Source organism: Cupriavidus sp. 94F1 (assembly GCF_057798875.1).
Genome location: NZ_JBYOJT010000002.1, coordinates 474,698 through 486,853, shown reverse-complemented (window position 1 = coordinate 486,853; position 12,156 = coordinate 474,698). Strand labels below are relative to the sequence as shown.

At 66.9% G+C, this 12,156-nt stretch carries 13 protein-coding genes; 9 read left to right on the top strand and 4 right to left on the bottom strand.

The genetic code is table 11. The annotated features are described in order from the left end of the window. The first annotated feature begins 5 nt into the window (after window positions 1–5). The 3 genes from AC3FJ6_RS06305 to AC3FJ6_RS06295 all read left to right on the top strand — a co-directional run bounded on the left by AC3FJ6_RS06305 (window position 6) and on the right by AC3FJ6_RS06295 (window position 2,592). Window positions 6–926 (top strand): ABC transporter permease, encoded by a 921-nt coding sequence (locus AC3FJ6_RS06305; RefSeq protein ID WP_488771155.1) that lies wholly within the window; start codon window positions 6–8, stop codon window positions 924–926. Between the two features lie 92 nt (window positions 927–1,018). Beyond that, entirely contained in the window at window positions 1,019–2,161 is a 1,143-nt protein-coding gene (locus AC3FJ6_RS06300; RefSeq protein WP_153947509.1) for a BMP family ABC transporter substrate-binding protein, read from the top strand. A gap of 137 nt (window positions 2,162–2,298) precedes the next feature. Next, window positions 2,299–2,592, top strand: a complete 294-nt coding sequence (locus tag AC3FJ6_RS06295) for a YkvA family protein (protein WP_153947508.1) — start codon at window positions 2,299–2,301, stop codon at window positions 2,590–2,592. Between the two features lie 90 nt (window positions 2,593–2,682). Here AC3FJ6_RS06295 and AC3FJ6_RS06290 read toward each other — a convergent pair whose 3' ends face one another. The 3 genes from AC3FJ6_RS06290 to AC3FJ6_RS06280 are packed head-to-tail and all read right to left on the bottom strand — an operon-like array spanning window position 2,683 to window position 4,823. After that, entirely contained in the window at window positions 2,683–3,102 is a 420-nt protein-coding gene (locus tag AC3FJ6_RS06290; protein ID WP_488771154.1) for a methylglyoxal synthase, read from the bottom strand. Further along, on the bottom strand, window positions 3,102–3,890 hold the full coding sequence (locus tag AC3FJ6_RS06285; protein WP_488771152.1) for an SDR family oxidoreductase: 789 nt from the start codon (window positions 3,888–3,890) through the stop codon (window positions 3,102–3,104). The genes AC3FJ6_RS06290 and AC3FJ6_RS06285 overlap by 1 nt, the downstream gene beginning before the upstream one ends. Window positions 3,891–3,935: 45 nt before the next feature. Then, the gene (locus AC3FJ6_RS06280; protein ID WP_249640954.1) at window positions 3,936–4,823 is read right to left on the bottom strand and encodes a DMT family transporter; all 888 of its coding nucleotides are present in this window, start codon (window positions 4,821–4,823) and stop codon (window positions 3,936–3,938) included. Between the two features lie 263 nt (window positions 4,824–5,086). Between AC3FJ6_RS06280 and AC3FJ6_RS06275 the strand changes: the two genes are divergently transcribed. From AC3FJ6_RS06275 to AC3FJ6_RS06265, 3 genes are all read left to right on the top strand, one after another. After that, complete coding sequence (locus tag AC3FJ6_RS06275) at window positions 5,087–6,103, top strand: Bug family tripartite tricarboxylate transporter substrate binding protein (RefSeq protein WP_488771150.1); 1,017 nt, start codon at window positions 5,087–5,089, stop codon at window positions 6,101–6,103. A 101-nt stretch (window positions 6,104–6,204) separates the two neighbouring features. Then, entirely contained in the window at window positions 6,205–6,855 is a 651-nt protein-coding gene (upp, locus tag AC3FJ6_RS06270) for a uracil phosphoribosyltransferase (protein WP_153947501.1), read from the top strand. Between the two features lie 124 nt (window positions 6,856–6,979). Next, entirely contained in the window at window positions 6,980–7,150 is a 171-nt protein-coding gene (locus AC3FJ6_RS06265; RefSeq protein WP_092594764.1) for a DUF3149 domain-containing protein, read from the top strand. A 50-nt stretch (window positions 7,151–7,200) separates the two neighbouring features. On the opposite strand, the gene AC3FJ6_RS06260 is transcribed toward AC3FJ6_RS06265, so the two are convergent. Continuing rightward, window positions 7,201–8,739 (bottom strand): helicase HerA-like C-terminal domain-containing protein, encoded by a 1,539-nt coding sequence (locus AC3FJ6_RS06260; protein ID WP_488771147.1) that lies wholly within the window; start codon window positions 8,737–8,739, stop codon window positions 7,201–7,203. Between the two features lie 279 nt (window positions 8,740–9,018). Between AC3FJ6_RS06260 and AC3FJ6_RS06255 the strand changes: the two genes are divergently transcribed. The 3 genes from AC3FJ6_RS06255 to hemF all read left to right on the top strand — a co-directional run bounded on the left by AC3FJ6_RS06255 (window position 9,019) and on the right by hemF (window position 12,156). Continuing rightward, window positions 9,019–9,744 carry a YebC/PmpR family DNA-binding transcriptional regulator gene (locus AC3FJ6_RS06255; protein WP_092594768.1) on the top strand — a complete coding sequence of 242 codons (726 nt, stop codon included), beginning with the start codon at window positions 9,019–9,021 and terminating at the stop codon, window positions 9,742–9,744. 85 nt (window positions 9,745–9,829) lie between these two features. Next, the gene (gene purD, locus AC3FJ6_RS06250) at window positions 9,830–11,098 is read left to right on the top strand and encodes a phosphoribosylamine--glycine ligase (protein WP_488771145.1); all 1,269 of its coding nucleotides are present in this window, start codon (window positions 9,830–9,832) and stop codon (window positions 11,096–11,098) included. Between the two features lie 146 nt (window positions 11,099–11,244). After that, window positions 11,245–12,156, top strand: a complete 912-nt coding sequence (gene hemF, locus AC3FJ6_RS06245) for an oxygen-dependent coproporphyrinogen oxidase (RefSeq protein ID WP_488771143.1) — start codon at window positions 11,245–11,247, stop codon at window positions 12,154–12,156.

Here is a 12,156-nt window from a genome sequence, read left to right as displayed (position 1 = left end):
ACAAAATGGAACAACTTGCTCCCCTGATCGCCACCGCGATCAACGCCGGCACCCCGCTGCTGCTGGCCGCGCTGGGCCTGCTGGTCAACGAGCGCGCCGGCGTGCTGAACCTGGGTGCCGAAGGCATGATGCTGGTGGCCGCCGCCTTCGGCTTCATGGTCGGGTATCAGACCCAATCCCCGCTGCTGGGCTTTGTCGCCGGCGCTGGTGCCGGCATGCTGATGGCCACGCTGTTTTCGTGGCTGGCGCTGGTGCTGGCCACCAACCAGGTAGCCACCGGCCTGGCGCTGTCGATCTTCGGCACCGGCTTGTCCGCGTTCATCGCACAGCGGTTCGTGGGCTACGCCATGCCGGCCAAGGCCAGTGCCGTCCCGGGGCTGGCCGACATCCCGTTCATCGGCCCGGCATTCTTCCAGCATCACTGGATGGTGTACGTCAGCCTGCTGCTGTGCTTTGCCATCATGTGGTTCCTGTTCCGCACGCGCGCCGGCCTGACGCTGCGCGCCATCGGCGAATCGCCAGAATCGGCGAATGCGCTGGGCTATCCGGTGCGCTGGATCCGCTTTGGCGCGCTGCTGTTCGGCGGTGCCTGCTGCGGGCTGGCCGGGGCCTACCTGTCGCTGGTGTACACGCCGATGTGGGTGGAAAACCTCGTGGCAGGCCGTGGCTGGATCGCGCTGGCGCTGACCACGTTCGCCACGTGGCGGCCGGGCCGCGTGCTGGTGGGCGCCTGGCTGTTCGGCGGCGTGACCATCCTTCAGTTCTACCTGCAGGGCATCGGCGTATCGGTGCCGTCGCAATTTCTGTCGATGCTGCCGTACGCCGCCACCATCGTCGTGCTGGCCCTGATCTCGCGCAACCCGGCCTGGATTCGCCTGAACATGCCCGCATCGCTGGGCAAGCCGTTCCGTCCGGGCAACGCCTGAACACCCCTGTACCGCATCACCGAAGTCTTAAAAAAACAGCAGTATCCGAAGTACAACCTCATCACAGAAGACGTCTTACTAGGAGAGATCGAATGATCGTGACACGCAGGACCACGCTGGCTGCCCTGGCCGCCACCGCCGTGCTGGCCCTGGCCGGATGCGGCAAGAAGGAAGCCGAGAAGCCGGCCGGGACCGCCGCGCCGGCATCCGCCCCCGCTGCTGCCGCCAGCGAACCGCTGAAGGTGGCCTTCGTCTACATCGGGCCGGTGGGCGATGCCGGCTGGACGTACGCCCACGACGCGGGCCGCAAGGCCGTGGAAGCGAAGTTCGGCGACAAGGTCAAGACCACGTACGTGGAAAACGTGCCCGAGTCCGCCGCCGACGCCGAGCGCGTGTTCCGCGACCTGGCCAGCCAGGGCAACAAGCTGATCTTCGGCACCACGTTCGGCTACATGGAATCGATGCTGAAGGTGGCCAAGGAATTCCCGGACGTGAAGTTCGAGCACGCCACGGGCTTCAAGACCGCCGACAACCTGGCCCAGTACGACGTGCGCACCTATGAAGGCGCGTACCTGGCGGGCGTGGTGGCTGGCAAGATGAGCAAGACCGGCAAGATGGGCGTGGTGGCATCGGTGCCGATTCCCGAGGTGATCCGCAACATCGATTCGTTCACGCTGGGCGCGCGCTCGGTGAACCCGAAGGCCACGGTCAAGGTGGTGTGGGTCAACAAGTGGTTCGACCCGGGCAAGGAACGTGAAGCCGCCACGACGCTGATCGGCCAGGGCGTGGACATGCTGATGCAGAACACCGACTCCGCCGCCGTGGTGCAGACCGCGCAGGAAAAAGGCGTGTACGCGTTCGGCTGGGACAGCGACATGAGCAAGTTCGGCGAGAAGGCGCACCTGGCGGCATCGGTGATCTCCTGGGGCGTCTACTACACCAAGGTGGTGGACGACGTGCTCAACAACCAGTGGAAGAACAGCACCATCTGGTGGGGCCTCAAGGAAGGCATGATCGACCTGAAGGGCTTCAACGCCGCGGTGCCGGAAGACGTCAAGGCGCTGGTCGAGGAGCGCAAGAAGGGCATCGTCGACGGCAGCGCGCCGATCTGGAAGGGTCCGATCAAGGACAACGCCGGCAAGGAACAGGTCGCCGGCGGCGCCGTGGCCGACGACGCCTTCCTGCACAACGTGAAGTTCTACGTCGAAGGCGTGGAAGGCAACGTGCCGGGCTGATCTTTCAAACCCACCAGCCGGCTCCCCTCTTCCGCCCGCCGGGAGAGGGGAGAAAACCCTCAGGAACTTGAATCCCCCCTGATCGGCCCAAGCTACTCGTTCATGTCCTGCTGAACGTGTGACCAAGGAGGCCCATCATGTGGAAGCGACTGTCAGCCCTGTGGACGCTGGTACGGCGCGACGGCCGGCTGTTCTGGTTTGCCCTGCGCCACCCCGACGCGCCGCCGTGGCTCAAGCCGGCCGCGTTCGGCCTGCTGTGCTACGCGATCTCGCCCATCGACCTGATCCCCGACGTGATTGCCGGCCTTGGCATCGTGGACGACGTGGTCATCATTCCGCTGGCCGTTCATCTGATTCTAAAGCGCCTGCCGCCGCACATCCTGCGCCAGGCCGAGATGCGCGCCACCGCCACCACGGTCAGGCCGCGCTGACGCTGGCGCCCCCCGGCGTCACCCAAAGAGCCAAAGAAAAACCGCTGCGGAAAGCAGCGGTTTTTTCATGGGCGCGTGGCTGGCCGGCGATCAGGCCTTCGGCACGAAGCAGTGCCGCGCCAGTTCCACCACCAGCAACTCGGCCGTGGCCAGATTGGTGGCGCATGGCACATTGTGGACGTCGCACGCACGCACCAGCGCGTTGATGTCCGGTTCGTGCGGCTGCGGGGTCATCGGGTCACGCAGGAAAATCACCGCCGTGACGCGCCCCTCGGCCAGTTGCGCGCCGATCTGCAGGTCGCCGCCCCAAGGGCCCGACAACATGCGGGTGACCTCCAGCCCGACCTCGGCCGCGATACGGCCGCCGGTCGTGCCGGTGGCGAGCAGGTCGCACCGCGCCAGGAAGTCGCGATGGCGGCCGGCAAAGGCCACGATGTCGTCCTTCTTGTGATCGTGGGCAATCAGCGCGATACGCGGCCGGGGCTCCGGCATGATTTCCGATGGTCCCATCAGAACGTCCCCGGGTAGGCGCCGCCGTCCAGCAGCACGTTCTGGCCCGTCATGTAGGCGGCCTGCTTGCTGCACAGGAACGCGCAAGTGGCGCCGAACTCGGCCGGATCGCCGAAGCGGCGGCTCGGGTTGGCGGCAGCGCGACGCTTGGCCATTTCCTCGATGCTGATGCCGGCCTTCTGCGCGCCGCCTTCCATCGTCTTCTTCAGGCGGTCGGTGTCGAACGGCCCCGGCAGCAGGTTGTTCACGGTCACGCCATGCTGCGCCACTTCGCGCGCCAGGCCGGCCACGAAACCGGTCAGGCCCGAACGGGCACCATTGGACAGGCCCAGCACGTCGATCGGCGCCTTCACGGCACCGCTGGTGATGTTGACGATGCGGCCCCAGCGGCGCGCGATCATGCCGTCGATGGTCGACTTGATCAGTTCGATCGGCGTCAGCATGTTGGCGTCCAGCGCGGCGATCCACGCGTCGCGGCCCCAGTCGCGGAAGTTGCCCGGCGGCGGGCCGCCGGCGTTGTTCACCAGGATGTCCAGGTCGCCCAGCTTGGCCACGGCGTCCAGGGCCAGCTTGCGGCCTTCCGGCGTGGTGATGTCGGTGGCCACCGCGATCACGCGGCGGCCATGGCGGGCGCGCAGGTCGGCGGCGGCCTTCTCCAGCGCCTCGGCGCCACGGGCCACGATCACCACATCGACACCTTCCGCCGCGAGCGCATCGGCACACGCCAGCCCAAGCCCCTTGCTGGCGCCGCACACCAGCGCATGCTTACCGCGCAGTCCAAAATCCATGGCTTCCCTCTCCTTCCTTGGTTGGTTCTCTTCGAATGACTTGTTTCAGGCCTTCCGGCTCGACAGCAGATACATACCACCCAGCACCAGCGCGCTACCGGCCAACTGCACGCCCGTGACCGGCTCGCCCAGCAGCCAGAACGCCAGCGCCAGCGTGGACACCGGGCCGATCATGCCGGCCTGCGATGCCAGCGGCGCCCCGATGCGCGACACCGCGATCATCGTCAGCGACACCGGCAGCACGGTACAAAATACCGCGTTGATGACCGACAGCCACAGCACGGGCGCCGGCTGCGCCAGTTCGGCCAGCGGCCGGCCCAGCACCACGTACTGGATCACGCAGCACAGCGTGGAGACGCACATCGCATACGCCACGAGCCGCAGCGACCCCACGCGCTTGACCAGTTCGCCGCTCAGAATCAGATACACACCATACGACATCGCGCTGGCCAGCACCAGCGCGCCGCCCAGCCAGACCTGGCCGCCGCTGACATCGAGGTCGTGCGCGAACACCAGCACGATGCCGGCATAGGCCAGCAGCAGCGAAATCCACTGGCGGGCATGAATATGGCGGCGGAACACCAGCGCCGTGACCAGCAGCACGAACGACGGCGTCAGGAACAGGATCAGCCGCTCCAGCCCGGCCGTGATGTACTGCAGGCCCAGGAAATCCAGAAAGCTCGACAGGTAATAGCCGATGAATCCGAGGAACACCACCCGGCCGCGATCGGCCCATGACAGCGCCGGCAGCTTGCGTGCCTGCCACCACCCGATGGCCATGAACAGCGGCACCGCAAAGAGCATGCGCAGCGTGATGACCATCACGGCATCCACGCTGTAGCGGTACATGAGCTTGGCCACGATGGCCTTGGCGGAAAACAGCACGGCGCCGACGGCCGCGGTGGCAAGTCCGACGCGCTGTGCGACAGGCACTTCGGCGGACGGGGAGAGGGACTTCTGGGAAGCAGGCACGGGGACGCTGGAATCTTGACGCCGGGCCGCGCCCACGCTCAACGCAGGCGGCACGGCGGAACCCGCCGATTGTATGTCAAAAGCCGCCAGTGCTCGGGGCGCCGGCCCGGCGCCGGGGCATCCGGCGGCAATGCCTGCTTTCCCATACAATGGGTCGCGCCGGGCCACGCACCGTCATGGTGCGTGCACTGGCCATATAACAACATTTCGGAGATTCCCGAGCCATGCCGCTCCATCGCCTTGCCGCGCGCCGTCGCGTTTTCCTGTCCGCCACCGTTCGTACCGCACTGGCCGCATCCGTCCTGCCGATGCTGGCCGGCGCCGGCAGTGCCCTGGCCGCCGACGCCTTCCCGAGCAAACCCATCCGCTTCGTCGTGCCCTACGCGGCGGGCGGCACCACCGACCTGGTGGCGCGCACCGTCGGCCAGCGCGTTGCCGAGAAGCTGGGGCAGCCCGTGGTCATCGAGAACCGGCCCGGCGCGGGCGGCAACATCGGCATGGAAGCCGTGGCCAAGGCGCCTGCCGATGGCTACACGATCGGCTTTGGGGCCATTTCGACCAACGCGCTGAACCCGCATATCTACAAGCACGTACCGTTCGATCCGCGCCGCGATTTCACGGCCATCAGCCTGCTGGGCACCTCGACCATCGTGCTGGAAGTGAACAACGACCTGCCCGTGAAGACGGTGCCGGAACTGATCGCCTATGCCAAGGCGCATCCGGGCCTGACCTATGCCACGGCGGGCACCGGCACGTCGATGCACCTGGCCGGCGCGATGTTCTCGCAGATGACGCAGACCGGGCTGGTCCATGTGCCTTACAAGGGCAGCAGCCCGGCCATCAACGACATGCTGGGCGGTCATATCCAGGTGATGTTCGACAACCTGCCCGCGTCGCTGCCCCATATCCAGGCCGGCAAGCTGCGCGCGCTGGCCGTGGCGGGCAAGACGCGCTCGCCGTCGCTGCCCAACGTGCCCACGCTGGCCGAAGCCGGCCTCCCCGGCTACGCCGTGGAACCGTGGTTTGGCGTGTATGGCCCGGCCAACCTGCCCGCGCCGGTGACCCAGGCCCTGAACGCCGCCTTCGTCGAAGCCCTGGCCCGTCCCGACGTGCGCGACAAGCTGGCCCAGGCCGGTTTCAACCCGAAGGGATCGAGCGCCACCGAGCTGCAGGCGCTGACGCAAACCGAGTACGAGCGGTTCGGAAAGGTCGCAAAATCGGCGGCCATCACGGTGGACTGACCGCCGAGCCGCCTCGCTCGGCCCGGCGCGCATCCATTACAATCGCGCTGCATCGGGCCCTCTCGCCTCAGGGAGGGCCCCTACCGTTTGCCGAGCCCGCCATGAAACAGGATCCCCGCTTCCCCAACCTCTTCATCCTCGATCACCCGCTGATCCAGCACAAGCTGTCGCACATGCGCGACAAGGAAACGTCGACACGCACGTTCCGCGAGCTGCTGCGCGAGATCACGCTGCTGATGGGCTACGAGATCACGCGCAACCTGCCGCTGACCACGCGCCGCATCGAGACCCCGCTGGTGGAAGTGGACGCCCCCGTCATCGCCGGCAAGAAGCTGACGATCGTGCCGGTGCTGCGCGCCGGCGTGGGCATGAGCGACGGCCTGGTGGAGCTGATTCCGTCGGCGCGGATCGGCCACATCGGCGTGTACCGCGACGAACAGCACCGCCCGGTGGAGTATCTGGTGCGCCTGCCGGACCTGGAAGACCGCTCGTTCATCCTGTGCGATCCGATGGTGGCCACCGGCTACTCGGCCGCGCATGCGGTGGACGTGCTCAAGCGCCGGGGCGTCCCCGACGAAGCCATCACGTTCGTGGCGCTGGTCGCCGCGCCGGAAGGCGTCGAAGTGTTTCAGAAGGCGCATCCGGGCGTGAAGCTGTTCGTTGCGTCGCTGGACAGCCATCTGGACGCGCACGCCTATATCGTGCCGGGCCTCGGCGATGCGGGCGACCGCCTGTTCGGCACCAAGAACTGAGTGCCTGTGACGCCGGCTGGCGTTGTCCGAGCCGGCGGCATTTGATGCGCCTCAATGTTGATGGGGGCGGGCTGATCCAGACTGGAATGCCGTCTACGGCATATTCCAAGCAAGGAGCCACCCCATGGAAGCACTGAAAATCCTCACCTCCACGGCGACCGGCCTGGCCAGCCTGGCCGTCATCGCATTCATCATCGGCATGGCCGCCTTCTATGCCTGCCTGTTCGCCCGCAAGGCGCGCGAGGATGCGGAAGCGGCCAGGCGCGGCTCGGAATCATCGGGTCGCCCGCAATAAAAGACGCCCGCGCAATGCGGGCGTTTCCACATGGCGGCCCTGGCGGATGATTACTTTTTCTTGCCGCCGCCCAGCAGGCTGCCCAGCACACCGCGAATCAGTTCGCGCCCGACCTGCGACCCCACCGTACGGGCCGCCGACTTGGCCACCGACTCCAGGATCGAATCGCCACGCCCGGTCTTGCCCGTGCCGCGCGTGAGCGAGCCCCAGACTTCACCGACCCAGCCGCCCTCTTCCTGTGCCGGGGCGCCGCCCGGCTGGGCGCCAGGCTTCGGGGGAACCTTCGCATCGGCCGGCGTGCCGTTGGAGGCCTGCGCCACGGCGCCACGCAGTTTTTCGTAGGCCGATTCGCGGTCGATGGTCTGCTCGTACGTGCCGGCCACCAGCGAACTGGCGATCAGCGCCTTGCGTTCGTCGTCGTTGACCGGACCGATCCGGCTGCCCGGCGCCAGCACCCAGGCGCGCTCGGTCACGCCCGGCGTGCCCTTGGCATCGAGGCACGACACCAGCGCCTCGCCCACGCCCAGCTCGCCGATCACCTGTTCCAGATCCAGCTTCGGATTGGCCCGCATGGTCGTGGCCGCCACCTTGACCGCCTTCTGGTCGCGCGGCGTGAAGGCGCGCAGCGCGTGCTGTACGCGGTTGCCCAGCTGGCCCAGCACGGTGTCGGGGATATCCACGGGATTCTGCGTCACGAAATACACCCCCACGCCCTTGGACCGCACCAGCCGCACCACCTGCTCGATCTTGTCGAGCAGCGCCTTGGGGGCGTCGTTGAACAGCAGATGCGCCTCGTCGAAGAAGAACACGAGCTTGGGCTTGTCGAGATCGCCGGCCTCGGGCAGCTTTTCGAACAATTCCGATAGCATCCAGAGCAGGAAGGTGGCATAGAGGCGCGGCGCGTTCATCAGCTTGTCGGCCGCCAGGATATTGACGACGCCCTGGCCCTTCTCGGTCTGGATAAAGTCGTCCAGGTTCAGCATCGGTTCGCCGAAGAACCTGTCGGCGCCCTGCGATTCCAGCGCCACCAGGCCACGCTGGATGGCGCCGATCGACGCCGACGAGATATTGCCGTACTCGGTGGTGAACTGGCTGGCGTTGTCGCCCACGTACTGCAGCATCGCGCGCAGGTCCTTGGCATCGAGCAGCAGCAGGCCGCCGGCATCGGCAATGCGGAACACCAGGTTCAGCACGCCCTGCTGGGTGTCGTTGAGTTCCAGCATGCGCGACAGCAGCAGCGGGCCCATGTGCGACACCGTGGCGCGCACCGGATGGCCTTTTTCGCCGAACACGTCCCACAGCGTGGTCGGGCATCCGCCCCACACCGGCTCGGGCAGGCCGTGTTCCGCCAGGCGGGCCTTCAGCTTGTCCGATGGCTGGCCCGGCTGGGAAATGCCGGTCAGGTCACCTTTGACGTCGGCCATGAAGACCGGCACGCCCAGCCGCGAGAAGCCCTGCGCCAGGGTCTGCAGCGTGACGGTCTTGCCGGTGCCGGTGGCGCCGGTGATCAGGCCGTGCCGGTTGCCCATTTCAGGCAGCAGCACCATTTCGTGGTCGGCGTTCTTGGCGATAAGGATGGGATCGGCCATGGCGGGGTCTCGTCGGTCGGCGGTCGGGGCAGGAAACAGGTGCGCTGCGGATAGGGAACGGGTACGGGCAGGGCAAACAACCCATACATGGCACTGCGGCGGCAGGGGCGCGTGATAAAATCCTGCGCTGATTATAGCCAGCAGATTGGCACATCAATCACATGGCGTGGCCGCCGGATCGTCAGGATTCGTCCCAGAGACCCATCCGGCCCGGCCCCGCCGGCGCAATGCCGCCGGGTTCCCACACCACACGACACGTTTTCCGCTTCGGAGAGAAACATGGCCGGTCATTCCAAATGGGCCAACATCAAACACAAGAAAGCTGCCGCTGACGCCAAGCGCGGCAAGATCTGGACACGCCTGATCAAGGAAATCACCGTGGCCGCCAAGCTCGGCGGCGGTGACATCGATTCGAACCCGCGCCTGCGCCTGGCCATGGAAAAGGCCATGGACGCCAACATGCCCAAGGACAACATCCAGCGGGCGATCCAGCGTGGCGTGGGTGGCCTGGAAGGCGCCAACTACGAAGAAATCCGCTACGAGGGCTACGGCCTGGCCGGCGCCGCCATCATCGTCGACTGCCTGACCGACAACCGCACCCGTACCGTGGCCGAAGTGCGCCACGCGTTCTCGAAGCACGGCGGCAACATGGGCACCGAGGGTTCGGTGGCGTTCATGTTCACGCACTGCGGCCAGTTCCTGTTCGCGCCGGAAACGCCCGAGGACAAGCTGATGGACGCCGCGCTCGAAGCCGGCGCCGACGACGTGGTGACCAACGACGACGGCTCGATCGAAGTCACCTGCCCGCCCAACGATTTCGGCGCGGTCAAGGCTGCCCTGGAAGCGGCCGGCTTCAAGGCCGAACTGGCCGACGTGGTGATGAAGCCGCAGAACGAGGTCAGCTTTACCGGCGACGACGCCGTCAAGATGCAGAAGCTGCTGGACGCGCTGGAAAACCTGGACGACGTACAGGAAGTCTTCACCAACGCGGTGATCGAGGAATAAGCCCTCACGCCGCGCCCCACGGCGGCAGCCCGGATCCCGGTCCAGCTGCCGCTTTTCGCATGCGTTTCTTTTCTGGCAGTGGATCATGAAAGTTTTGGTTGTCGGTTCCGGTGGGCGTGAGCACGCACTGGCCTGGAAATTGGCCCAGTCGCCCAAGGTGCAGGTCGTCTACGTGGCGCCGGGCAACGGCGGCACGGCGCTCGACAAGCGCCTGCAGAACGTGCCGCTGACCGATCCCGAAGTGCTGGCCGCCTTTGTGGAGCGTGAAGGCGTGGCCTTCACCGTGGTGGGCCCCGAGGCCCCGCTGGCCGCCGGTATCGTCGATGTGTTCCGCGCCCGCGGCCTGCGCATCTTCGGGCCGACCAAGGCTGCCGCGCAGCTGGAATCGTCGAAGGACTTCGCCAAGGCGTTCATGCATCGCCACGGCATCCCGACCGCCTTCTACAAGACGTTCTCGGACGCCGCCGGCGCCCACGCCTATATCGACGCGCAGGGCGCGCCGATCGTGATCAAGGCCGATGGCCTGGCCGCGGGCAAGGGCGTGGTGGTGGCGATGACGCTGGAAGAAGCGCACGGCGCCGTGGACATGATGCTGGCCGACAACAAGCTTGGCGATGCCGGCGCCCGCGTGGTGATCGAGGAATTCCTGGAAGGCGAGGAAGCCAGCTTCATCGTGATGGTGGACGGCAAGAACGTGCTGGCCCTGGCCACCAGCCAGGACCACAAGCGGCTGCTGGACGCCGACGCCGGCCCCAATACGGGCGGCATGGGCGCCTATTCGCCGGCCCCGGTGGTGACGCCGGCCCTGCACGCCCGCGCGCTGCGCGAGATCATCCTGCCGACCGTGCGCGGCATGGAAAAGGACGGCATCCCGTTCACGGGCTTCCTCTACGCCGGCCTGATGATCGACAAGGACGGCAACCCGAAGACGCTGGAATTCAACTGCCGCATGGGCGATCCGGAAACGCAGCCGATCATGGCGCGCCTGAAGACCGACCTGGTCGACGTGATGGAAGCCGCCGTGGATGGCAAGCTGGACCAGATCGAGCTGGACTGGGACCGCCGCACCGCGCTGGGCGTGGTCATTGCCGCCTACGACTACCCGGAAAACCCCCGCAAGGGTGACGTCATCACCGGCATCCCGGCCGAAACCGACGACGCCGTGACGTTCCACGCGGGCACCACGCTGCAGGACGGCACGCTGCGCACGTCCGGCGGCCGCGTGCTGTGCGTGGTGGGCCTGGCCGACACGGTCAGGGCCGCGCAGAAGAACGCCTACGCCGCCGTGGAGCAGATCCACTTCGACGGCATGCAGTTCCGGACCGACATCGGCTACCGCGCCATCAAGCGCTGACCGCGCCCACAGCCGTCGTCAGGCCGGTTTTTCCCGGATTCGCCCCGGACCCCGTGGGGCGAATCCAGCCGGTACAATCGTGACACCGCGATGACGGCCGGCCCCGCCCGGCCGTCTTTGCCACCGGCCACCCTCACCCGCCCATCATGATCGATTCCCAGGCAGTCCGTGACTATCTGCTCGGCCTGCAAGACCGCATCACCGACGCCGTTGCCGCCATCGACGGCCAGGCGTTCCTGACCGACAGCTGGGAGAAGCCCCCCACCGAACGCCTGCGCGGAAGCGGCCGCACGCGCATCCTGGAGGGCGGTGCGGTCATGGAACGGGCCGGCGTGGGCTTTTCGCACGTGCGCGGCGACACGCTGCCGCCATCGGCCAGCGCCAACCGGCCCGAACTGGCGGGGCGCAGCTTCGAGGCCCTGGGGGTGTCGCTGGTATTCCATCCGCGCAACCCGCATGTGCCTACCGTGCATATGAACGTGCGCTGCTTCATCGCCGTGAAGCCCGGTGCCGAGCCGGTCTGGTGGTTTGGCGGCGGCATGGACCTGACGCCCTACTACGGCGTCGCCGACGACTGCGCGCACTTCCACCGCACGTGCAAGGCGGCGCTGGCACCGTTTGGCGATGACCTGTACCCGCGCTTCAAGCAGTGGTGCGACGAATATTTCTTCCTCAGGCATCGCGGCGAGGCGCGCGGCATCGGCGGTATCTTCTTTGACGATGTCTCCGCCCCGGGCTTCGACCAGAGCTTTGCGATGATGCGCTCGGTGGGCGATGCCTTCCTGGACGCCTACCTGCCGATCCTGCGCGCGCGCAAGGACACGCCCTATGGCGAACGCGAGCGCGACTTCCAGGCCTATCGTCGCGGGCGCTACGTCGAATTCAACCTGGTGTTCGATCGCGGCACGCTGTTCGGGCTGCAGTCGGGCGGCCGTGCCGAGTCGATCCTGATGTCGATGCCCCCGCAGGTGACCTGGCGCTACGACTGGCAGCCCCAGCCGGGCACGCCGGAAGCGGCGCTCTATACCGATTTCCTGCCGGCGCGCGCGTGGGCCTGA